Raw genomic sequence first — 22,490 nt, forward strand, 5'->3', positions numbered from 1 at the left:
GTGCCGGGCCCCCGTGCGTCAGGGCCGCCCGTCCTGGCCGAGCCTGAGGTGGTGCAGCAGGAGTAACGCGGCGGCCATGGTGGCGGCCGGGACCTCTCCGCGGGCGACCATGTCGGGGACGAGTTTGAGGGACACCCACTCGCGGCGGTCCGACTCGAAGTCGTCCACGGGGTGTCCGACGTACTCGCCCTCGTCGGCCCAGTAGACGTGGTGCCGTGCGTCGGTGAGGCCGTTGGACGGCTCCGCGCTCATGAGGTGGCGCAGGGGGCCCGGCCGCCAGCCTGTCTCCTCCTCCAGTTCCCGCGCCGCGGCCCCGGCGACGTCCTCTCCGTCCTCGACCACGCCGGCCGCGAGTTCCCAGCCCCAGCTGTCGGTGATGAAGCGGTGCCGCCACAGCAGCAGGACCTCGTTGGCCCGGTTCACCACCGTGGCGACGGCGACGGGACGCAGCCGTATGAGGAAGTGGTCGAGGTGCCGGCGGTCCGGGAGTTCCACATCCGCCAGGTTCACGCTGAACCAGCGGTTCGCGTACACGGGCTGTTCGTTCCGTTTCGTCCATTGCACGGTTCTGCCACCTTCCGATCGGTGAGTGGCAATATCGCAGCACCGACCGCTCCCGCAGGAGGCGCACGGGGGCCACCCGTGGGGCAGCGGCGGGCGCGGCGGCGGCGCACGGCGACCGTGCGGGCCCCTGGTCTGCGGTGTCCCGTGGAACCGCGACGGCGAGGCGCTGACCGCCGTCCGGCCAGACTGACCTAGCGCTCGCTAAGCAACTGAGAGGCAGTCATTCCCCTTGCTTCTTATGTGTTGACGGCCTCACCCCTCCCTCCTAGGTTGACCTATCGCTCGCTAAGCAGCGGGCGGCCTGCGGGTACGAGCCGGACACCGCACCAAGGAGAAGCCATGCGCAAGAGCAGCTGGATCCTGACCGGATCGGCCGTGGTCCTGGTGACCGCCTCGGCCCTCACCCGGTTCTCCCTCCACCCCGCCCTGCACCAGGTGCCCGACGACACCCGCACCACGTTCCGCTTCGAGGGCAGCGCCACGCTGCTGAATCCGGCGGCACTGGAGGCCGGTGACTTCTCGAAGGCGTTCCTGGCGGACCTGCCGGTGGTCCTGGACCGCAGCGTCGAGGTGCGGGACACCAGCGGCCGGACCGCCGTCGTCTCGGACGGCGTCGTCCTGCGCGGGCGCGACGGCACGGAGCTGAACTCCTCCGAGGACGTCTGGGCGGTGGACCGCCGCGACCTGACGGAGCGTCCGGTCCCCGCGGGCTCCGGCGCCGAAGAGCACGAGGGCCTGGTCATCTCCTGGCCCCTGGAGCCCGAGCGGCGCGACTACCGGTTCTGGGACACCGGCACCCGCAAGGCGGTGCCCGCCCGCTACGACCGGACGGAGTCCGTGTCCGGCCGCGAGGCGTACGTCTACGTCGTCGAGGCCGACGGAGCGCTCGCCGACCCGTCCACCGCGAAGGCGCTGCCCCCCGCGCTGCCCCGGCAGGTGGTGGCGGGCCTCGCCGCCGCCCTGCCCACCGACCGGCGCCCGGACGCGGCCGTGCTGGCGGCCCTGCCGGAGACCGTGCCGCTCACCTACACCTCCACCACCGAGCGGCGCGCCTGGGTCGACGCGGACACCGGCCTGTCCCTGGACGGCGCGCTGCACCAGACCGTGCTCGCCCGGACCACGGGCGGGAACGGGCCGGTGACGCTGTTCCCGGTGACCGACGTCAGCGTCCGGGGAGCGGAGGCGTCGGTGGAGAAGCAGGCCGACGAAGCCGCCACCACCGCGCGCCTGTTGTGGCTGGTGAGCACCGGCGGCCCGATCGGCCTGCTCGTGCTGGGCCTGCTCCTGGGGTTCCTCGCCCTGCGCGGCGCCCGCCGCCGGACCGGCGACGGCGACGGCGACCGCCGGACCGGTACGGCACCGTCCGCCGAACCGCAGACGCCGCAGCCCCGGTAGCGGAACGCCCGGCGGCCCTCCGCCCCGGTCGCCGCTCCGCCCCGGTCGCCGCTCCCGCACCGGTGCCCGGACCTTCCGGGACGGTCAGAGCGGTACCCGCAGGGCGCCGTCGATGAGTTCGGCCGCCTCGGTGGTGCCGGCGCAGCCACTGCGCACGAGGCGGTCGCGCACCGCGCGGAGTCGGTCGCGCAACCGCTGCGACTCCATCCCGCGGGCCTGTTCGGCCATCTGCACGGCGATGGCGACCGCCCGGTCGGCATTGCCCTGGCGCAGTTCGACGGTGCTCAGCATGGCCAGCCGGTGCACCCGGCCCCGGTCGTGCGCGGGGGTGTCCACGGCGGCCGCGGCGTGCTCCCCGGCCGCCGCCAGCTCACCGAGGCTCAGCAACGCCTCCGCCACCTGGACGTTGACCAGGCCCGGCTGGACGTAGCCGGTCTCGTCGGGTTCGTGTCCGCGCCGGATGCGCTCGGCGGACTGCTCGGCCCGCCGGATGCAGGACAGCGCGCTCGTGCCGTCCCCCAGGTGCGCGTACGCCTTGGCCTGCATCGCGTACAGGTCGGAGGCCAGGGCCGGGGTGAGGCGGGTGCCGGCGGCGCGCAGCGCGGCCTCCGCGAAGGCCACGGCCTGCCGGTACTCCCGCATGAACAGCGACTGGTTGACGAGCAGCGCGATCACGTACGCGCCGAGGCCCCGGTCCCCGCTGGCCTTCGCCAGCCGGAGCGCCTGGTGGAAGTAGCGCTGGGCGAGGCCGTGCGCGTCGGAGTCGTACGCGCAGATGCCGGCGACCGCGACCAGGCCGCCGGTGGCCCGGTGCAGCTGACGGCCGGTGGCGTCGGTGTAGCCGCCGCGCAGCAGCGGGGCGGCCTCGCTGTTGAGGAACCCGACGATCCGGGTGCGGGTCGCCACGCCGCCCGCCTTGCGGTACAGCTGCTCGTAGTGGCTGCGGGCGGCGCGCAGCATGTCGAGGTCGGTCGGGGTGACCCGGTGCCGGCCTCCGCGGGAGACGTCGACGTCCTCGGGCGGGTTCTCCCACTCCCACACGGGCATCACGGCGGGCGTTCCGGTGACGGCGGGGGCGTCGCGCAGGTGCGGGCGGCGCTGCTGGTCGGAGCGCCACAGCGCGGTGGCCCGCTCGACGAACCCGGAGAGCGAGCCGGTGTGCGGGGCGGCCGGTTCGCCGGGCACGCCCAGGCCGATGTCGTCGAGGGTGACCGGGCGCCGCAGCCGGGCGGCGAGCACCTCGCAGATCAGGTCGGGCACCTGGCCCCGCGGCCGCTGCCCCTTCAGCCAGCGGGCGACGGCGGTGTGCTCGTACCTCAGGGTCAGACCGCGCGCCCGTCCGGCCTGGTTGACGTGCGCGGCCAGCCCGGCGTGCGAGACGCCGGCCTCGTCCAGGATGGCGTCGAGCAGAGTGTTGGGCTGCATGCGGGCCCCCCGGTTGGCTCGGTGCGGACAGACTAGTGGCCGGACGTTCACACGGGGTGTGAACGCAGTGCCCGCATCCTCAGTGTGCGCGCACTGTCGCGGAGCGTGTCCGGCCGGTTGACTGAAATGCCTCGAAAGAGGCCGGCCGGACCGCCGGCTCCCCCTCGTACAGTGCGGCGGTCCGTCTCCGCGCCGTCCGCCCGGCTGCCTGCCCGACACTCCGTGGCGGGGCGGACGGCCCGCCGGCCACCGGCGGCCCGGGGCACCTACCGCGGTGCGCGCAGGCGTGCCTTCTCCGGAAGGTCCGGGGCGGGGCGGCAGGTGTGGCGCTCGTTCCTGAGGACCAGGAGGGCCACGTCGTCCTTCGGCGGGTCGGCCGAATGCCGGAGCAGGGCGGTGAGCACCGTGTGCAGGACCGGTCCAGGCGCGGTCGGACGGGTGCGCGCCGCCTCGGCGAGGACGTCCCGGAGCGGGAAGAAGCGGCCCTCCCGGTCGCGGGCCTCCTCGGCACCGTCCGTGTGCAGCACGAGCGCGTCGCCGGGCAGCAGGTGCCCGCAGGGCACCGGGGGCAGTTCGGCGGGCAGCGGGAACGGACCGAGGGGAGGCAGCGGATCGGTGCCGGCGAGCGGTTCGGCGCGCGCCCCGGTCAGCAGGTGCGGCCAGGGGTGGCCGCAGTTCAGCGCCCGTACCTCGCCGTCCGGGAGGATCTCCAGCAGCAGGACAGTGACGAACTCCTCCGTCACCGCCGGGTCGGACTCGGCGGTGGCCCGCTCCCGCAGGTGCCGGGCCATCGCCCGCTCCAGCCGGCGCAGCACACCGGCCAGTTCGGCCTCGTCGTGGGCCGCCTCCCGGAAGCAGCCGAGGACGGCGGCCACGGTCCGTACGGCACCGGGCCCGTGCCCCCGGACGTCGCCGATGACCACCCGTACGCCGTGCTCGGTGGCGATCACCTCGTACAGGTCGCCGCCGATGCCGGCCTCGCGGTCGGCGGAGAGGTGGACCGCGGCGACGGCCAGCCCGTCGACCCGGGGCGGCGGTGGGCGCAGCAGCGCGCTCCGGGCGGCCTCCGCGATCGAGCGGGCCCGGCGCAGTTCGCGCAGCAGTCCGCCCCTGACGTGCATCACGAGGCCGGTGACGACCGTGCACAGGACGGCGCTGCTGACCAGACGCGCGCCGAGGGCGTCGTCCCGGGCGAGCGGGCAGGTCATCCGGTAGGCGACCGCGGTGGCCCCCCAGGCGACGGGCACCGACAGACTGAACGCCCGTGAGAGCAACCGGGGCGGCGCCCAGCGGGAAGCCCCGGGCTTGAAGCGGATCATGCCGATGGCCCCCCATATAGGCCCGGACAGCGCAGACCGGCCCCGAGAGGCCGGTCCGATTCTGTCGACCATATGGCCTGATCCTGATGCATCACCCGGCACAGTCACTCGAACGAGTGAGGTGACCGGCGGACTCACAGGGCTGTGGGGGGCGTGCGCCGACGCGCACGCCCCCCACAGCCGGTGACCTGGTGGAACTCAGCCCCGCAGCACCGCTCCGGTGCGGTCGGCCGCGACCGCCACCGCCGCCTCGCGCGCCGCCGACGCCTCGTCGACGGTCAGCGTGCGGTCGGCCGCCCGGAAGCGCAGCGCGTACGCCAGCGACTTGCGGCCCTCACCCAGCTGCTCGGCGTTGTCGTACACGTCGAACAGGCGGATGGACTCCAGCAGCGGACCGGCGCCCTCGCGCAGGGCGGCCTCGACCTCCGCGGCCGGCACGAACGCGTCGACGACCAGTGCGACGTCCTGCGTGGCGACCGGGAAGGTGGAGATGCCCGGTGCCTGCGGGGCCCCCGTGCCGTCCCGCTCCAGGGCGTCCAGGTCCAGCTCCATCGCGCAGCTGCGCGCGGGCAGGCCCAGGGTCTTCAGGACGCGCGGGTGCAGCTCACCGGCGTGGCCGATGACGCGCTCGGCGCCGTCGACGGTGACGGTCAGCTCGGCGCAGCGGCCGGGGTGCCAGGGCCCGTACTGACCCTTGCGGATGCCCAGTTCGGCACCGGCCTCACGGGCGACGGTCCGGGCGGCCTCGACCGCGTCGGCCCAGTCGGCCGGGCGGCCCTTGCCCCACCAGCCGGCCTGCTCGCGGGCGCCGGCCAGGACGACGGCGACGTGCCGGGGCTGGTCGGGCAGTGCGGCGTTCAGCGCGGCGATGTCGTCCGCGCTGGGCCGGCGGTCGACGGAGAGGTTCGCGGCGGTCCTGCGCTCCTCGCCCGGCCGGAAGACCAGGCCCGTCTCGAACAGCGCGAGGTCGTGCGAGCCCCGGCCGTCGTTGCGGCGCAGCGCGCCGAGCAGGCCCGGCAGCAGCGTGGTCCGCAGGGCGGGCTCCTCGTCGCTCAGCGGGTTGACCAGCTTGACGACGCGGCGGGCCGGGTCGCCGGCCTCCAGGCCGATCCGGTCGAAGACCCGCTCGCTGACGAAGGGGTAGTTCGGCGCCTCGACATAACCGGCCCCGGCGAGTGCGCGGCCGACCCGGCGGTGCAGCCGCTGGCGGGCGGTCAGGCCGCGGCCGGCGGGCGGCCTGGGCAGCGTGGAGGGCAGGTTCTCGTAGCCCTCCAGCCGGATGACCTCCTCGGCCAGGTCGTTGGCGTCGGTCAGGTCGGGCCGCCAGGACGGCACCGTGACGATCAGCTCGTCCTGCCCGTACACGTCACAGCCCACCTCCTGGAGGCGGCGCACGACGGTCTCCCGGCCGTAGGCCACACCGGCGACCTTGTCGGGGTGGTCGGCGGCGACGGTGACGGTGTGCGGTGCGCCCGGGGCGACGACCTCGGTGACACCCGCCTCGGCGGTGCCGCCGGCGAGCAGCACCAGCAGGTCGACGGTGCGCTGGGCGGCAGCGGCGGCGGCCTGCGGGTCCACGCCGCGCTCGAAGCGGCGCGACGCCTCGGAGGACAGCTTGTGGCGGCGGGCGGTGCGCGCGATGGACACCTGGTCGAAGTGGGCGGCCTCGATGACGACGTCGCCCGTCGACTTCTCCAGGTCGTCGTGGTCCGCGATCTCCGTGTCGGCCCCGCCCATCACACCGGCCAGGCCGATGGGGCCGCGGTCGTCGGTGATGACCAGGTCCTCGGCGTGCAGCTTCCGCTCGACGCCGTCGAGGGTGACGATCTTCTCGCCCTCCTCGGCGCGGCGTACGCCGATGGTGCCCTGCACCAGGTTCCGGTCGTAGGCGTGCAGCGGCTGGCCGAGCTCCATCATCACGTAGTTGGTGACGTCGACGGCGAGCGAGATCGGGCGCATGCCGACCTTCTGGAGCCTGCGCTTCAGCCAGATCGGGGAGCGTGCCTCGGGGCTGAGGCCGGTCACCGTGCGGGCGGTGAAGCGGTCGCAGCCGGCCGGGTCGGCGACCTTCACCGGGTAGCCGAAGGCGTTCGGTCCCGGGACGTCGAGCAGGGCCGGGTCGCGCAGCGGCAGGCCGTAGGCGATGGCGGTCTCGCGGGCGACGCCGCGGATGGACAGGCAGTCGCCGCGGTTGGCGGTGACGGCGATGTCCAGGACCTCGTCGACCAGTTCCAGCAGCTCGATGGCGTCCTTGCCGACCTCGGTCTCCGGCGGCAGCACGATGATGCCGTGGGTGCCGTCGTCGCCCATGCCCAGCTCGTCGCTGGAGCAGATCATGCCGTGGGACGTCTTGCCGTAGGTCTTGCGGGCGCTGATCGAGAAGCCGCCGGGGAGCGTGGCGCCGGGGAGGACCACGACGACCTTGTCGCCGACGGCGAAGTTGCGGGCGCCGCAGACGATCTCCTGGGGCTCACCGGTGCCGTTGGCCCGGCCGACGTCGACGGTGCAGAAGCGGATCGGCTTCTTGAAGCCCTCCAGTTCCTCGATGGTCAGCACCTGGCCGACGACGAGGGGGCCCTTGAGGTCGGCGCCGAGGTGCTCGACGGTCTCGACCTCGAGTCCGGCCGCGATGAGCTTGGCCTGTACGTCACGGCCGGTCTCCGTCGCCGGCAGGTCGACGTACTCCCGCAGCCAAGAAAGCGGGATCCGCATCAGATCTCCATCCCGAACGGCCGGGTGAACCGGACGTCACCCTCGACCATGTCTCGCATGTCCTCGACGTTGTGGCGGAACATCAGCATCCGCTCGATGCCGAACCCGAAGGCGAAGCCGCTGTACTTCTCGGGGTCGACGCCGCAGGCGGTGAGCACCCGCGGGTTGACCATGCCGCAGCCGCCGAGTTCGATCCAGCCCTCGCTGGAGCAGGTGCGGCAGGGCCGGTCGGGGTTGCCCACGGACGCGCCCCTGCACACGTAGCAGAGCATGTCCATCTCGGCGCTCGGCTCGGTGAAGGGGAAGAAGTTCGGCCGCAGCCGGGTCTTCATCTCGGCGCCGAACAGCGCCTGGACCATGTGGTCCAGGGTGCCCTTGAGGTCCGCCATGGTCAGGCCCTCGTCCACCGCGAGCAGCTCGACCTGGTGGAAGACGGGGGTGTGGGTGGCGTCCAGCTCGTCGGTGCGGTACACGCGGCCGGGGCAGATCACGTAGACCGGCAGCTCACGGTCGAGCAGGGAGCGGATCTGCACGGGCGAGGTGTGGGTGCGCAGGACGACGCCGGACTCGGTGCCGCCCTGCGGTCCCTCGACGAAGAAGGTGTCGGCCTCGCCGCGCGCCGGGTGGTCCGGGCCGATGTTCAGGGCGTCGAAGTTGAACCACTCGGTCTCGACCTCGGGGCCCTCGGCGACCTCGTAGCCCATGGCCACGAAGACGTCCTCGATGCGCTCGGAGAGCGTGGTGAGCGGGTGGCGGGCGCCGGCCGGTACGCGGTCGTGGGGCAGCGTGACGTCCACGGCCTCCTCGACCAGGACGCGGGCGTCGCGCTCGGCCTCCAGCTCGGCCTGGCGCGCGGCGAGTCCCTTGTTCACGGCACCGCGGGCCTGGCCGACGCGCTTGCCGGCGTCGGCCTTCGCGTGCGGCGGCAGCGCGCCGATCTCGCGGTTGGCCAGGGCGAGCGGGGAGGTGCCGCCGGTGTGGGCGACCTTCGCCTCCTGGAGCGCGTCGAGGGAGTCCGCGGCGGCGAAGGCGGCGAGCGCCTCGTCCCGCATGCGCTCGATCTCTTCCGGTTTCAACGCCTCGACCTCGACAGGGTCGTACGACTTATTCGGTGCCGACATCTCTTCCCGTGCTTCCGGTTGGCTGGCTAGTGGTCCCCGTCATCGACTCGTGGACGAATCCCTGGTGACGTCTCGTCTCTCGTCCTCGGGACGCAAAGGTGCCAAAAGCCGAGTCTAACGGGGTGAGGGAACGCGAATGCGCCCGTGGGGGCCGTCGGACGTCTCAGGTGAGATACGCCGGTGCCGCCACGGGCAACGTAAATCGGAACTCGGCGCCGCCGGCGGGGGCGCGTCCGACCGTGATGGTGCCGCCGTGGGCCTCGACGATGCCCTTGACGATGTACAGCCCGAGGCCCGTCCCGCCGCGCTTGCTGCCCCGCCAGAAGCGGGTGAACACGCGGTTCATGGACTCCTCCGGAATGCCGGGCCCCTCGTCGCTCACCGTGACCGACGTGCCGGCCTCCTCCCGTTCGCGGGGGGACGCCGAGGGCGTGATGTCGATGGTGACGGTTCCCTCGCCGTGGCGCACGGCATTTTCCAGCAGGTTGCTGAGCACCTGGTCGATCTTGTCGGGGTCGGCCCACAGGTCGGGCAGCGGGTGCTGCACCCGCAGCAGGAACCGGTCGGGCCGCTGCCCGGCGGCGACGTGGGCCTGGATGTGGCGGCCGACGGCGGCACCGATGTCGACGGGCTGGCGGCGCACCTCCAGGCGTCCGGAGTCGATGCGGGATATGTCGAGCAGCTCGGCGATGAGCCGGGTGACACGGTCGGCGTCGGCGTCGACGGTCTCCAGCATCAGCCGCTTCTGGTCGTCGGTGAACCGCTCCCACTTGGCGAGCAGGGTGGCGGTGAAGCCCTTGACGGAGGTGAGGGGGGAGCGCAGTTCGTGGGCGACGGTGGCGATCAGTTCGGCGTGGCTGCGCTCGGTGCGGCGCCGGGCCTCGGTGTCGCGCAGGGTGACGACGACGCGGCGGACGGGGCCGGTGGGTCGGGTGCGGACGTAGCGGGCGGAGACGAGGATCTCGCGGCCGCCGGGGAGCAGGAGGTTGCGCTCGGGCTGGCGCACCCGGATGGCGAGGCCGCCGTACGGGTCGGTGAGCTGCCACCAGCGGCGGCCCTCCAGGTCCTCTAACGGCAGCGCCGTCTCCAGCGGCCGGCCGAGGGCCCGCTCGGCGGGTACGGCGGTGATGCGGGCGGCGGCGGCGTTGAAGCAGATCACCCGGCCGTGTTCGTCGGCGACGACGAGTCCGTCGGGCAGCTGGTCGGGGTCGATGCCGAGTTCGGCGAGGTCACCGGGCCGGGGCGCGGGCGGGCGCGCGACCCGCTGTGCTCCCGGTGCGCTGCTCGTGCCGACGCTCATCCCCGTACCCCACCTCTCGGAACTTCCTCGGGGCGCCCCGTGCTCGGGACCGGCCGAGAGCTTGGGGGAGGGTCCCCGAGCTGGTCAGCCTACTAGCTGTCGGTGACGGAGCGGCACCCTCCGACGGCGCGCTGTGCACGCGCCGACGCGTAGAGACATACGGCGGCGGCGGTGGCGAGGTTCAGGCTCTCGGCTTTTCCGTGGATCGGGACCCGCACCACGGCGTCGGTGAGCGCGCGGGTCTCCTCCGGCAGGCCCCAGGCCTCGTTGCCGAAGACCCAGGCGGTCGGGCCGCCCATGGTGCCCTTGTCGAGCTCGTCGTCGAGGTCCCGGTCGCCCGCCCCGTCGGCGGCGAGCAGGCGTACGCCCGCGTCCCGCAGGCCGGTCACGGCCTGTTCGACGGGGACGCCGACGGCGACGGGCAGGTGGAACAGGGAGCCGACGGAGGCGCGTACGGCCTTGGGGTTGTACAGGTCGACGGAGGCGTCGGTGAGGACGACGGCGTCGGCTCCCGCGGCGTCGGCGCAGCGCAGTACGGTGCCGGCGTTGCCGGGGTCGCGCACGTGGGCGAGGACGGCGACGAGGCGGGGCCGGGCGGTGAGGATCTCCTCGAAGGGCGTGTCCAGGAAGCGGCACACTCCGACGAGTCCCTGCGGGGTGACGGTGGTGGAGATGTCGGCGATGACGTCCTCGGAGGCGAGGTGCAGCCGGGCCCCGGCGTCCCGGGCCGTGCCGACGATGTCGGCGTAGCGCTCGGCCGCCTCGACGGTGGCGAAGAGTTCGACGAGCGGGGCGCCGTCACCGCCGCGGTGCGCGGCGGCCTCCCGCACGGCCTGCGGCCCCTCGGCGAGGAACAGCCGCTCCTTCCCCCGGAAGTTCCGCCGGGCGAGCCGCCGGGCGGCGGCGACGCGGGAGGACCGGGGGGAGATCAGCTCGGGGCTGACGGGGGCCATGGTCTTGTTCACCTTCGGGGGAATCGCGATGTGCGGTGTGCGTGCGGGGCGGTGGCGGCGAGGGGTCCCCGGCGCGGGCGGTGCCGCTGTCGGGCCGCACCGCGGCACCCGGGGGGCGCGGGGAACCGCGCGACCGGCGACGAAGGGCCCGCGGCCGGAGAGACCCGCCGCCGAACAGCAACAGCAGGACCCGCAAGCCCTGGAGCCTGCGGGTCCTGAATTCACGTCGGCTTCAAGCCAACGCAGTGCTCACGCCGCCTTGGGGGCGTTCACGTCCGCCGGCAGCGCCTTCTGCGCGACCTCGACGAGCGCCGCGAAGGCGGTCGCGTCGTTGACGGCCAGCTCGGCCAGGATCTTGCGGTCGACCTCGACGTTCGCGGCCTTCAGACCCTGGATGAAGCGGTTGTACGTGATGCCGTTGGCGCGGGCAGCGGCGTTGATGCGCTGGATCCACAGCTGGCGGAAGTCACCCTTGCGCTTCTTGCGGTCGTTGTAGTTGTAGACCAGCGAGTGGGTGACCTGCTCCTTGGCCTTGCGGTACAGGCGCGAACGCTGACCGCGGTAGCCGGAGGCCTGCTCGAGGATCGCCCGGCGCTTCTTGTGGGCGTTGACTGCCCGCTTGACGCGTGCCACTTGTTTAACTCCTTGTAGCGGGGCCGTGGTGGTCGCCACACGGCCCGGAAACGATTGGGTCCCGGTGTCGGTGGATCAGGCGCTGGGCGCCCGACCTCACTTGCCGAGAAGCTTCTTGATCTTCGCGGCGTCGCCCGGGGCCATCTCGGCGTTGCCGGTGAGGCGACGCGTCACGCGGGACGACTTGTGCTCGAGCAGGTGGCGCTTGCCGGCGCGCTCGCGGAGCACCTTGCCGGAGCCGGTGATCTTGAAGCGCTTGCTGGCACCGCTGTGCGACTTGTTCTTCGGCATAGCGCCGTTCTCTCCTCGTCGGTGGCGCTCCGGTGCCCGGTCACGAAAACCGGGCACGGGTGGGAGCGTCGTACTTGTTTCGGTTGCTTCCTGGGGCTCGCGCCCCGGGGAGTCACGCGTCGGCAGGCTCCTCGGCCGCCGGGGCGGCCTCGGTCTCCGCGGCGTTCTGCGACTTGCCGGGGTTGGCCTTCGCGTCCGCCTTGCGGGCTTCCTGCGCCTGGCGGGCCTCGGCCATCGCCTCGGTCTTCTTCTTGTGCGGACCGAGGACCATGATCATGTTGCGGCCGTCCTGCTTCGGGTTCGACTCCACGAACCCGAGGTCGGCCACGTCCTCCGCGAGACGCTGCAGCAGTCGGTAGCCGAGCTCCGGCCGGGACTGCTCGCGACCACGGAACATGATCGTGATCTTGACCTTGTCGCCCTGCTTGAGGAACCGGACGACGTGACCCTTCTTGGTGTCGTAGTCGTGCGGGTCGATCTTCGGCCGGAGCTTCATCTCCTTGATGACCGTGTGCGCCTGGTTCTTGCGCGCCTCACGGGCCTTCATGGCCGACTCGTACTTGAACTTCCCGTAGTCCATGAGCTTGCACACGGGCGGACGGGCGTTCGCCGCGACCTCGACGAGGTCGAGGTCGTACTCCTGCGCAAGCTCCAGGGCCTTGGCAAGCGGAACAATCCCGACCTGCTCGCCGCTGGGACCGACAAGTCGCACCTCGGGAACGCGAATCCGGTCGTTGATGCGGGGCTCGGCGCTGATGGATCCTCCTCGGTAGCACCACGCGACGGTCTGGCGGACAGCCGCGTAACGTCTGTGTTCGTTGGACCTGACCGCGCCGGAACATGCGAAACGCCCCGGACGATCACGGGCGGGGCTCCTGGAACTACCGGAACACCGCCACGGGGACCGCGGGGCGCGTCATCGGGCGGACACCGCCTCGGGGACGGGACCGCCTGACCGGTGACCCGCCGCCCTGAGGGCGACAGGTGGGAGTTCGGAGCCTCCACTTGTGGGCCGGACTCGCGAGCCGCGAGGCATACGGGTCCGACCGGTCGTTACACAAGGTTAGCAGCTCCGGAGGGCGTGCGCTAACCACGTGTCCCCCGCCTCCTGCTGTCAAGGGGACACGCGTCTGCGCCTATCGTGTGGGGCATGAGTGACACCTCCCCCTCGGACACGCCCGAGACCTCCGGCAACCCCGACTTCGACGCCATGGCCCGCGACATCGCCGAGGTCCCGGCGGTCGAGGTGATCGTGACGGTCGCCGTCAACCTGATGAGCGCCGCCGCCGTGAAGCTCGGTCTGACCGAGGAGGGCGACGCGTTCAAGGACCTGGACGAGGCGCGCAAGCTGGTGCACGCGCTCGCCGGTCTGCTGGACGCCTCGGCGACCGAGATCAGCTCCTTCCACGCCGCCCCCCTGCGCGACGGCCTGAAGTCGCTCCAGCTGGCCTTCCGCGAGGCCTCGCTGGTGGCGGACGAGCCGGGCAAGGGGCCGGGCGAGAAGTACACGGGCGCCGTCTACGGCTAGCCCGCGCCGCGGGACGTCCCCGGGGACGTCTCAGGGACGTACGTACAGGGGCTCGCCCGGTGGCGTCACCTCGGCCGGCAGGACTGCCAGGTCGAGGCCGCGCACCAGGCGGGCCCTCAGCGTTTCGTCGGCGGCGAGCCGCTGGGCGACGGCACGGGCGGCCTCGGCGGCGGGGACGGCCGGGTCGAGGACCAGGGCGAGCGTGCCGTCGGCCTGTCCGGGCCCGAGGTGGGCGCGCAGCACGGCGGGTTCCGCGGCCACGGCGGCCCGTACGGCTTCGACGACGGCCGGGTCGGCGAGCGGGTCGGTGCTGGTGCGGCCCTCGGCGAGCGCGAGCAGGGCGGGGCCGGTCAGTTCGAAGGGCACCGGTCCGGAGATGTCCAGCAGGAGGGTGTCCGCCTTCTCGTGCGCGGCGGCCTGCAGTGCCTGGTGCAGCGGTACGGCGACGGGGCGGGCCGCCGGGTCCCAGCGGGCGAGCGACTCGGTGGACGTGAAGGCGGGGAGCGCGGTGCGGCCGCCTGCCTTGAGGGTGGGTACGGCCATGTCGCTGGTCTTCTCGCGCCGCAGCCCGTTCTCGTCCTCCTCTGCCTCACCGAGCAGGGCGACGACGGGGACGAGGAGCCGGGCGCCCTTGAGCGCCTCGAGGACCGGAGCGACCGCGTTGCCGTCCTCGGCCCAGGCGGCGAGCGCGGCGCTCAGCCGGGGGTCGGCGGTGCCGTCGTCGTCGCGGAACGGGGAGTCGGGGATGTTCTTGTTCGCCACGGGCACCGAGCCTATCGGCCACCCGTGACAGGCTCGGACGCGGCCGGGCCGCGTGCGCGGGCGCGGACCGGGCTGCCGGTTCCGGCTTCGGTTTCGGTTCCGGCTTCGGTTCCGGCTTCGGCTTCATTCGGTTTCGGCTTCGGTGGAGGGAGACGGCGGTGGCGGACGGGGCGCGGGTGTCCGTGGCGGTGCTGGACCCGGAGTCCGGGGAGACCGTCTCGTACGGCGGCGCGGGCGTGTTCGTCACGGCCAGCGTCGTGAAGCTGGACATCCTGGCGGCGCTGCTGCTGCGGGCGCGGGAGGCGGGACGGGGACTCGACCGGACGGAACGGTCGTGCGCGGCGGCGATGATCGTGCGCAGTGACAACGACGCGGCGTCGGCCCTGTGGGGTGTCATCGGGCGGGCGCCGGGACTCGACGCCGCCAACGCCCGCCTCGGGCTCACGGAGACCGTGGGGGGCGACGGCCCGCTGTGGGGCCTGACCCGCACCACTGCCGTGGACCGGCTGGTGCTGCTCCGCCAGGTGTTCGGCGCGGACTCGCTGCTGGACGGGGCCTCGCGGGCTTACGTGCGGGGGCTGATGGAGGGGGTGGTCCTGGAGCAGGCGTGGGGCGTGCCGTCGGTGGCGGACGACGGCACCGGGTGGGCCGTGAAGAACGGCTGGCTGCCGCGGGACGCGACGGGTCTGTGGGTGGTGAACAGCGTCGGCCGCGTCACGGCCGGCGGGCGCGCGTACCTGGTGGCGGCGCTGTCCGACGGCAACCCGACGAAGGAGCGGGGGGTGATCCGCGTGGAGCATGCGGTACGGGCGGCCGTCCGGACCGCGGGCGCCGCACACCGGCGCGGCACCGGACCGTCCCGTCCGGCCCCCCGGCCGGGACCGCCCGGCTAGGGCGTGCCCCAGGTGTCCTGCCGCTCCGCGCGGCGGCCGCGCCACAGGACGACCGTGGCGACCAGCAGGACGCCACCGGCTCCGCCCGCGAGGGGCGCGGCCCAGTCGGCGGTGCCGTCGCCGGACTCCTCGGTGTCCGGGCCGGGCCCGAAGTACTTCTCGCCGTGGGCGGCCGACCGCAGGCCGTCCGGCTTCAGCCGGGCGGCGGCCTCGATGGCGGCGGCCGGGTCGACGAAGCCGAAGCCCCGGGAGTCGTCGCGGCCGCCGTCGGGGGCGTTGCGGGCGGTGTCCTCCAGGAGCCGCTTGATCTGGGCCGGGGTGAGGCCCGGGTGGGCCGCCTCGACCAGGGCGACGGCGCCGGAGACGAACGCGGCGGCGGCACTGGTGCCCCAGCCTTCGTAGTACTTGTGGTCGGGGTCGGCGATGATCACGTCGACGCCGGGGGCGCTGACCGTCGCGTACCAGCGGCGGGTGGAGAAGGGGGCGCGGGTGCCGTAGCGGTCGACCGCGGTCACGGCGATGACGCCGGGGTAGGCGGCCGGGTAGGACACGCGGTCGCCCTTCTCGCCGCCGTTCCCCGCCGAGGCGACCACGACCACGCCCTTGCGCAGGGCGTACTGGATGGCCTCGTCCTCGCCGGGTTCGGGGTGGGCGGAGGCGGAGTCGTCGCCGAGGGAGAGGTTGATGATGTCGGCGCCGTTGTCGGCGGCCCAGCGGATGCCCTCGGCGAGGGCGTTGCCGCGGGTGCTGCGGGCCTTGGCGCGGGAGGGGTCGCCGTCCTCCAGGATGACCCGGACGGGGAGGATCCGTGCCTCGGGCGCGATGCCCATGACGCCCTCGGCGTCGCCGGGGCCGTGGCCGTGACCGGCGATGATGCCGGCCATGGCGGTGCCGTGGCGGGCCCAGGCGCGGTCGCCCTCGCGCGCTCCGAAGCCGACGAGGTCCTTGCCGGGGAGCACGTTGCCGTCGAGGTCGGGATGGTCGGCCTCGACGCCGGTGTCCAGGACGGCGACGGTGACGCCGGCGCCCTTGGTGGTCTGCCACGCCTCCTCGGTGCGCATGGCCTCCAGTCCCCACTGCCGGACGCGGATGCCGTCGGCGTGCGCGGGGGCGGCGGGCAGCAGGACGAACGTCGCGGCGAGGAGGGCGCCGAGGGCCGCGGCGGGGCGCCTGCCGGTGCGGGGGCTCATGACGGCCGCTCCGTCGCGGTGCCCGCCCTCTTGCGCAGGCCCCGCTCGATGCGGTCGGCGAGCCCTCGTGCCTCGTGGCCGAGACCTGCCTGGGCGGGGCCGGTGCCGGCCGTGGACTCAACGGCGTCCCGGGCGGGTTGCGGGGGCCCGGCGGTCCGGCCGTCGGCCCAGCCGGTGACGGCGTAGACGACGACGGGGGCGTCGGTGAGGACGGACATCGCCCAGGAGGCGCGCTGTCCGGGGCCGAAGCCCTCGGCGGCGGTGCCCTTCGCCGCGTACGGCAGGGGCACCAGGTCGGTACGGCGGTCCAGGCGTTCGGTGCCGAAGCGGCGGGCGAGGGCGCTCATGCCGGCGGCGTCGGCCTCGGTGAACAGCAGGCCGACGGTGGTGACATGGCTCTGGGTGGCGTCGGTGTAGGTGGCGCGCAGCAGGCGTGCGCAGCCGACGGGGTCGAGGACCTTGCGCAGCAGGGGGTCGAAGGCGCCCTTGCATCCGCTGTCGGGGGCCACGGCGATGCGCGTCCAGGTGCGGTCGGCGTTGCCGGGGCCGGCGCCCTTGCCCTGGAGGGTGGGCGGGAACAACTGGTCGACGGGCACGTTGTGCCACAGGGCGCCGGCGGCGGCGAAGCCGCTGCGGGTGCCGGTGCCCTCTGAGCCGTCCGTGAGCCAACTGCCGGTGACCGCACCGCTGATGAGGCCCGTCCCGAGGACGAAGCAGGCCGCCGCCGCCACGAGCTGCGACCGGCTGCGGCGTCCGAGGGGCCGTGGCCGAGCGTTCCCGTCGTATCCCTCCGGCTCGCCGAACGACACGACGGCGGGCCGCGCGGGTCCGGGCACACCGCCCGGTGCCATGGGCGCGCTCCAGGACAGCGCGGGGTCGGGGGCTCCGCCGGGGGGCGTTCCGCCGGTGCCGGCGGCCGTCCCGGCACGGCGCTGTCCGCCGTCGCCCGGTCGCGGGCCGGGCGTCGTCATGGGGGGCGTGCCCGGGCGGTCCACGGGGTGCGCGGGGTGCGCGGGGACGGGACGCAGGCGGGTGGTGGTCTCCGAAGCGGTCTCCGGGGGAGCGCCGGCCCCTCGTGCGGCGGGCCGGTGGGTGGGCTGCGGCGGTACGGCGGGCGGGGCGTCGGGCGACCTCAGGCCACGGCCGACGCTCGGCGGGGCGTCCGGGGACCTCAGGCCACGGCCGACGCTCGGCGGGGCGTCCGGGAACCGGGCGGAGGCGCGCGGCGGCGGCGGAGGCCCGACGGGGCCCGGCGCACCGGCCTCGAAGGCGCGAAGTCCCGCCCGGGAGGCGTCGGTCGTGCCTCCCCGGCGGCCGGTGGCCGCCTCTTCCGTACGACGGTCGCCGTCGCCGGGGGCCGTGCCCGCGGCCCCGCGGCGCCCCTCCGGGCCGGTGCCGGAAGCGCCGCCGGCGGACGGGTGCGCCGCGGCGCCCGGGCCGCCGGGTCCGGCAGGCCCGGTGCCACCCGTCGACGGCCGCGACGGCCCGGCGCCGCCGGAACCCGGTGTGCGCGGCGGCCAGCCGGGGGGAGCGGCCGCGGGAGCGGCGCCGTCCCGTCCGGCCGCTTCGGGTCCGGTCGCCGGCGGAGGTGTCGGCCCGGTGCCGGTCCGCTCGCCCGGGCCGGCGGTGCCGCCGCCGGGAGCGGGCGCCGGTCCGTCGGAGGGTGCGGCGGCGTCATGGGCCGGCTCGCGGGTGTCGAAGGCTCCCGGGCCGCCGGAGGTCCTGCTCTGGGGGGCCGGGGGGTGGGCGGGGCGCGGGGGCACGGCGGGGCGCGGCGGGAGGGAGGCGCGGCGCGCTTCCGTGCTCATGCACCCCCCGTTTCCTCGTGCCCGGGCCGTTCCTGCCTGCGCGGGCCGGCGATCTCGCTGCCAGGGGCCCGGCACGGACTCGTCCCGGGCACAGATACCCGCACGGACGGCGCGTCATCCCGCCCGGACCACCGGGCCGGCCCCTGTCCGCCGTGCGTGCGCGTCACTCTACGGCGTGATCCGCGTCGAACGGGAACCAGTCCGCAGGCCCGCGGCATCTGCCCGGAACGTCCCCCTACCCTGCGGTAATCCTGTCTGGCAGGCTGCGGTCATGACTGCGCGCGCCGCCGACCGGGCCCGTTACGACAGGGCCACCGCCCCGCTCGAAGCCCCTCTCGCGATCGTGGACCTGGACGCCTTCGACGCCAACGCGGACGACCTGGTCCGCAGGGCAGGGGGCAAGCCGGTCCGGGTCGCCAGCAAGTCCGTACGCTGCCGCGCGCTGCTGGAACGGGTGCTGGCCCGTGACGGGTTCGCGGGTGTCATGTCGTTCACGCTCGCCGAGTCCCTGTGGCTGGCGCGTTCGGGGTTCGACGACGTCCTCCTCGCCTATCCGTCCGCCGACCGGGCCGGCTACGCGGAGCTGGCCGGCGACCCCAAGCTCGCCGCCGCCGTGACGGTCATGGTCGACGATCCGGCGCAGCTGGACCTGATCGACGCCTCCCGGGCGGGCGGCGAGGAGGTCGTGCGGGTGTGCCTGGAGCTGGACACCGCGCTCAGGCTGCTCGGCGGGCGGGTGCGGGTCGGTGCCCGGCGTTCGCCGCTGCACTCCCCCGCGGAGGTCGCCGAGCTCGCGCGCGCGGTGTCCCGGCGGCCGGGGTTCAGGGTCGTGGGGATCATGGCGTACGAGGGGCACGTGGCCGGCGTGGGCGACGCGGTGGCCGGGCGGCCACTGCGGTCCCGCGCGGTGCGGCTGATGCAGTCCGCCGCGCGCCGGGAGCTCGCCGAGCGGCGTGCGGCGGTGGTGCGGGCGGTACGGGAGGTCGTGCCGGACCTGGAGTTCGTCAACGGCGGCGGCACGGGCAGCGTGCAGCACACCGCCGCGGAGGACGCGGTCACCGAGATCGCGGCCGGTTCCGGGCTGTACGTGCCGCGGCTGTTCGACAACTACACGTCGTTCAGCGGACGTCCGGCGGCGCTCTTCGCCCTGCCCGTGGTGCGGCGGCCGGGCGTCGGGGTGGTGACCGTGCTCGGCGGGGGATATCCGGCGTCCGGTGCTCCCGGTGCCGACCGGCTGCCGGTGCCGTACCTGCCCGAGGGCCTCCGGTACGACCCCCAGGAAGGGGCCGGCGAGGTGCAGACCCCGCTGCTGGGCTCCCCCGCCGACGACCTGCTGATCGGCGACCGGGTGTGGTTCCGGCACGCCAAGGCGGGCGAGCTGTGCGAACGGTTCGACGTCCTGCACCTGGTGGAGGGCGACACGGTGGCGGCGACGGTGCCGACGTACCGGGGCGAGGGGCGCACGTTCCTGTGACGGTTCACCCGGGCGGGCCGACACTGCTGCCGACTCCGCCGCCGGTGACCCCGTCGGTGACCGGGCGGATGCCCCGGGTGATGCGGTCCATGTCGGCCAGGGGCGGGCCGTCCTCCCCCGCGTCGAAGACGTACCGGACGAGGACCGGTGACTCGGTGCCGACGCTGGAGGGGAACACCATCGACTGCACGTAGCCGCCGGGGCCCTCGGCGGTGGTGACGCGCCAGCGCACCAGGTATCCGGCGCGGCCCGCCACCGCGACCGGGCCGGACTTCACGACCTCGTGGGACTCGAGGCCCCCGTAGGGGCGTTGGCCGAGGCTGTCCTCGTCGAAGGCGGCGTCGGCCGCGTCGGAGATGTCGTCCTTGGCGAGCGCCTCGGGCGAGACCGTGTCCCGGGCGGTGACGGTGCGGGAGACGACGAGGCCGTGACGGCAGACGGAGCCCTCGCCGGGGCAGTCGTAGGTGCCGTCGGTGGTCATGACGACGTCCTCGTCGGCGACGTGCCGGGGCCTGACCCAGCCGTCGAGGAGGGGGAAGGTGATGCCGTTGAGTTCGTCCTCGACCACGTCCGGATCCTCTGCGGACGGTTCCGGCGCGGACGGTTCCGGCGCGGACGGTGACGGAGCGGGCGGGCCGGTCGGGGCGGTGGTGCCGGTGGTCGGGCCGGTGCGCGTCTCCGGGGCGCCGTCGTCGCCGCCGAGGACCACCGCGCCGGTGACGATCGCGGCGACGAGCACGGCCGCCGCGGTGGTGAGGGCGACCGCCTTGGCCCGGCCGGAACCGCCCGTGCCGCCCGCGGTCGGGACGGGCGGCGCGGACGGAGCCCCCGGCGCGCGCCGGTGCTCGGTCCAGGCCGTGCCGTCCCACCAGCGCTCCAGGTGCGGGGCGTGCGGGTCGCGGTACCAGCCGGGCGGCGGCGTCATGCTCATCCCGGCACTGTAGGACGCCCGCTAGAGGGGCGTGACGTACGCCCCCGAGATCCCGCCGTCCACGAGGAAGTCGGTGGCGTTGACGAAGGAGGAGTCGTCGCTGGCCAGGAAGGCGACGGCGGCGGCGATCTCCTCGGCCTCGGCGAACCGGCCGAGCGGGATGTGCACCAGGCGGCGGGCGGCGCGCTCGGGGTCCTTGGCGAACAGCTCGCGCAGCAGCGGGGTGTTGACCGGGCCGGGGCACAGGGCGTTGACGCGGATGCCCTCGCGGGCGAACTGCACGCCGAGTTCGCGGGACATGGCGAGGACGCCGCCCTTGGAGGCGGTGTACGAGATCTGACTGGTGGCCGCCCCCATCCGGGCCACGAAGGAGGCGGTGTTGATGATGGAGCCCCTGCCCTGGCGCCGCATGTAGGGCAGGGCGGCCTTGCAGCACAGGTAGACGGAGGTGAGGTTGACCTCCTGGACGCGCTTCCAGGCGTCGAGGCGGGTCTCCAGGATGGAGTCGTCGTCGGGCGGGGAGATGCCGGCGTTGTTGAAGGCGACGTCGACGCTGCCGTACGTGTCGTACGCGGTCAGGAAGAGCGCCTCGACCTGCTCGGGCTCGGTGACGTCGACCTTGACGAAGGTGCCGCCGGTCTCCTCGGCGGCGGCCTTGCCCCGGGCGTCGTCCACGTCGCCGCAGACGACGTGGGCGCCCTCGGAGGCGAGCCGGCGGGCCGCGGCGAGGCCGATGCCGCTGCCGGCTCCGGTGACGACGGCGGTGCGGCCGACCAGTCGGCGGCAGATGGTGTCTTCGCTCATGTGCGCTCAGGCCTCCGTGCTGATGAAGACGTTCTTGGTCTCGGTGAAGGCGGCCAGCGCGTCCGGGCCGAGCTCGCGCCCGAGACCGGACTGCTTGAACCCGCCGAAGGGCGTCCAGTAGCGGACGCTGGAGTGGGAGTTGACGGACAGGTTGCCGGCCCGGACGGCCCGGGAGACGCGCAGGGCGCGGCCGACGTCACGGGTCCACAGGGAGCCGGAGAGGCCGTACTCGGTGGCGTTGGCCAGGCGTACGGCGTCGGCCTCGTCGTCGAAGGGGAGGACGACGGCGACGGGGCCGAAGACCTCCTCGACGGCGACGCGGGCGCGGGGGTCGACGCCGGTGAGGACGGTCGGCGGGAACCAGTGGCCGGGGCCCTCGGGGGCCTTGCCGCGGATGCCGTCGAGGGCGTCGGTGCCGTAGGAGCGGACCCGGTCCAGCTGGGCGCGGGAGATCAGCGGCCCCATGTCCACGCTCTCGTCGGCCGGGTCGCCCACCCGGACCGCCTCGATCGCGGGGGCGAGCAGGTCCAGGAACCGGTCGTGGACGGAGCGCTCGACGAGGATGCGGCTGCGGGCGCAGCAGTCCTGTCCCGCGTTGTCGAGGAAGGACATGGGGGTGGCGGCCGCGGCGGCCTCCAGGTCGGCGTCGGCGAAGACGATGTTGGGGCTCTTGCCGCCGAGTTCGAGGGTGAGGCGCTTGAGGCGGTCGGCGCTCCTGGCCCATACCTGTTTGCCGACGGCCGTCGACCCGGTGAACACGATCTTGGCGACGCCGGGGTGTTCGACGAGGGCATTCCCCGCGACCGGCCCGTGTCCGGGGAGCACCTGGAACACGTCCTCGGGCAGGCCCGCCGTCAGGGCGAGTTCGGCCAGGCGCAGGGCGGTGAGGGGGGTGGTCTCGGCGGGTTTGAGGAGCACCGCGTTGCCGGCGGCGAGGGCGGGGGCGGTGCCCCAGGCCGCGATGGGCATCGGGAAGTTCCAGGGGGCGATCACACCGACGACGCCGAGGGGTTCGAGGAAGGTGACGTCGACGCCGCCCGGGACGGGGATCTGGCGGCCGGTCAGGCGTTCCACTCCCCCGGCCGCGTAGTCGAGCAGGTCGCGGACGTTGCCGGCCTCCCAGCGGGCGTTGCCGAGGGTGTGGCCTGCCTCGCGGACCTCCAGCCGGGCCAGTTCCTCGACGTGTGCGTCGACCGTGGCGGCGAACCGGCGCAGCAGCCGGGCCCGGTCACCGGGTGCGAGGGCGGCCCAGGCGGTCTGCGCGCGGGCGGCGCGTACCACGGCGGCGTCGACGTCGGCCGCCGTGGCGGCGGGGACGGTGGCGACGACCTCCTCGGTGGCGGGGTTGCGGACCTGGAGCTCGGTGGGCTGGTCGGACACGGAGGGC

20 protein-coding genes are annotated in these 22,490 nt (G+C 74.4%); 4 read left to right on the top strand and 16 right to left on the bottom strand.

Annotated features, from left to right (window positions below):
* Window positions 1-18: 18 nt before the first annotated feature.
* Entirely contained in the window at window positions 19-564 is a 546-nt protein-coding gene (locus IE118_RS25550; RefSeq protein WP_189560392.1) for an NUDIX hydrolase, read from the bottom strand.
* Window positions 565-903: 339 nt separating this feature from the next.
* Between IE118_RS25550 and IE118_RS25555 the strand changes: the two genes are divergently transcribed.
* The gene (locus IE118_RS25555; RefSeq protein ID WP_189560393.1) at window positions 904-1,959 is read left to right on the top strand and encodes a porin PorA family protein; all 1,056 of its coding nucleotides are present in this window, start codon (window positions 904-906) and stop codon (window positions 1,957-1,959) included.
* 84 nt (window positions 1,960-2,043) lie between these two features.
* On the opposite strand, the gene IE118_RS25560 is transcribed toward IE118_RS25555, so the two are convergent.
* The 9 genes from IE118_RS25560 to infC all read right to left on the bottom strand — a co-directional run bounded on the left by IE118_RS25560 (window position 2,044) and on the right by infC (window position 12,470).
* Complete coding sequence (locus IE118_RS25560) at window positions 2,044-3,384, bottom strand: NsdA family TPR-like regulatory protein (RefSeq protein WP_189560394.1); 1,341 nt, start codon at window positions 3,382-3,384, stop codon at window positions 2,044-2,046.
* A gap of 266 nt (window positions 3,385-3,650) precedes the next feature.
* Entirely contained in the window at window positions 3,651-4,703 is a 1,053-nt protein-coding gene (locus IE118_RS25565; RefSeq protein WP_189560395.1) for a PP2C family protein-serine/threonine phosphatase, read from the bottom strand.
* A 198-nt stretch (window positions 4,704-4,901) separates the two neighbouring features.
* Window positions 4,902-7,415 carry a phenylalanine--tRNA ligase subunit beta gene (gene pheT, locus IE118_RS25570; RefSeq protein ID WP_189560396.1) on the bottom strand — a complete coding sequence of 838 codons (2,514 nt, stop codon included), beginning with the start codon at window positions 7,413-7,415 and terminating at the stop codon, window positions 4,902-4,904.
* Complete coding sequence (gene pheS / locus IE118_RS25575) at window positions 7,415-8,536, bottom strand: phenylalanine--tRNA ligase subunit alpha (protein ID WP_189560397.1); 1,122 nt, start codon at window positions 8,534-8,536, stop codon at window positions 7,415-7,417. Before pheS ends, pheT begins: the two co-directional genes overlap by 1 nt.
* Before the next feature lie 163 nt (window positions 8,537-8,699).
* On the bottom strand, window positions 8,700-9,836 hold the full coding sequence (locus IE118_RS25580; protein WP_189560398.1) for a sensor histidine kinase: 1,137 nt from the start codon (window positions 9,834-9,836) through the stop codon (window positions 8,700-8,702).
* Between the two features lie 92 nt (window positions 9,837-9,928).
* Window positions 9,929-10,789, bottom strand: coding sequence for a TrmH family RNA methyltransferase (locus tag IE118_RS25585; RefSeq protein WP_189560399.1), 861 nt, complete (start codon window positions 10,787-10,789; stop codon window positions 9,929-9,931).
* A 249-nt stretch (window positions 10,790-11,038) separates the two neighbouring features.
* Complete coding sequence (rplT, locus tag IE118_RS25590) at window positions 11,039-11,422, bottom strand: 50S ribosomal protein L20 (RefSeq protein WP_004933571.1); 384 nt, start codon at window positions 11,420-11,422, stop codon at window positions 11,039-11,041.
* Between the two features lie 96 nt (window positions 11,423-11,518).
* A complete protein-coding gene (gene rpmI, locus IE118_RS25595; protein ID WP_003977225.1) occupies window positions 11,519-11,713 on the bottom strand; it encodes a 50S ribosomal protein L35 in 195 nt (64 codons plus the stop codon).
* A 112-nt stretch (window positions 11,714-11,825) separates the two neighbouring features.
* Window positions 11,826-12,470 (bottom strand): translation initiation factor IF-3, encoded by a 645-nt coding sequence (gene infC, locus IE118_RS25600; RefSeq protein WP_189560563.1) that lies wholly within the window; start codon window positions 12,468-12,470, stop codon window positions 11,826-11,828.
* A 393-nt stretch (window positions 12,471-12,863) separates the two neighbouring features.
* Between infC and IE118_RS25605 the strand changes: the two genes are divergently transcribed.
* Complete coding sequence (locus IE118_RS25605; protein WP_189560400.1) at window positions 12,864-13,241, top strand: DUF1844 domain-containing protein; 378 nt, start codon at window positions 12,864-12,866, stop codon at window positions 13,239-13,241.
* Window positions 13,242-13,271: 30 nt separating this feature from the next.
* Here IE118_RS25605 and IE118_RS25610 read toward each other — a convergent pair whose 3' ends face one another.
* Complete coding sequence (locus tag IE118_RS25610) at window positions 13,272-14,003, bottom strand: SseB family protein (protein ID WP_189560401.1); 732 nt, start codon at window positions 14,001-14,003, stop codon at window positions 13,272-13,274.
* A 158-nt stretch (window positions 14,004-14,161) separates the two neighbouring features.
* Between IE118_RS25610 and IE118_RS25615 the strand changes: the two genes are divergently transcribed.
* Window positions 14,162-14,896 (top strand): serine hydrolase, encoded by a 735-nt coding sequence (locus IE118_RS25615; RefSeq protein ID WP_373303227.1) that lies wholly within the window; start codon window positions 14,162-14,164, stop codon window positions 14,894-14,896.
* On the opposite strand, the gene mycP is transcribed toward IE118_RS25615, so the two are convergent.
* Window positions 14,893-16,086, bottom strand: a complete 1,194-nt coding sequence (gene mycP / locus IE118_RS25620; RefSeq protein ID WP_189560402.1) for a type VII secretion-associated serine protease mycosin — start codon at window positions 16,084-16,086, stop codon at window positions 14,893-14,895. The two genes, IE118_RS25615 and mycP, sit on opposite strands and share 4 nt — an antisense overlap.
* Window positions 16,083-17,057, bottom strand: coding sequence for a hypothetical protein (locus tag IE118_RS25625; RefSeq protein WP_229846936.1), 975 nt, complete (start codon window positions 17,055-17,057; stop codon window positions 16,083-16,085). The genes mycP and IE118_RS25625 overlap by 4 nt, the downstream gene beginning before the upstream one ends.
* Before the next feature lie 1,108 nt (window positions 17,058-18,165).
* On the opposite strand from IE118_RS25625, the gene IE118_RS25630 reads away from it, so the two are divergent.
* Window positions 18,166-19,368 carry an amino acid deaminase/aldolase gene (locus tag IE118_RS25630; protein ID WP_189560403.1) on the top strand — a complete coding sequence of 401 codons (1,203 nt, stop codon included), beginning with the start codon at window positions 18,166-18,168 and terminating at the stop codon, window positions 19,366-19,368.
* A gap of 4 nt (window positions 19,369-19,372) precedes the next feature.
* Here the strand turns inward: IE118_RS25630 and IE118_RS25635 are convergent, their stop codons facing one another.
* From IE118_RS25635 to IE118_RS25645, 3 genes are read right to left on the bottom strand one after another with little or no spacing between them, the layout of a single operon-like run.
* Window positions 19,373-20,293: a DUF2510 domain-containing protein gene (locus IE118_RS25635; protein ID WP_189560566.1), complete on the bottom strand. Its 921-nt coding sequence runs from the start codon at window positions 20,291-20,293 to the stop codon at window positions 19,373-19,375.
* 27 nt (window positions 20,294-20,320) lie between these two features.
* The gene (locus tag IE118_RS25640) at window positions 20,321-21,103 is read right to left on the bottom strand and encodes a 3-oxoacyl-ACP reductase (protein ID WP_189560404.1); all 783 of its coding nucleotides are present in this window, start codon (window positions 21,101-21,103) and stop codon (window positions 20,321-20,323) included.
* 6 nt (window positions 21,104-21,109) lie between these two features.
* The gene (locus IE118_RS25645; RefSeq protein WP_189560405.1) at window positions 21,110-22,483 is read right to left on the bottom strand and encodes an aldehyde dehydrogenase family protein; all 1,374 of its coding nucleotides are present in this window, start codon (window positions 22,481-22,483) and stop codon (window positions 21,110-21,112) included.
* Window positions 22,484-22,490: the final 7 nt, after the last annotated feature.

The sequence above is a fragment of the Streptomyces pilosus genome (assembly GCF_014649835.1).
Lineage (GTDB): Bacteria > Actinomycetota > Actinomycetes > Streptomycetales > Streptomycetaceae > Streptomyces > Streptomyces pilosus.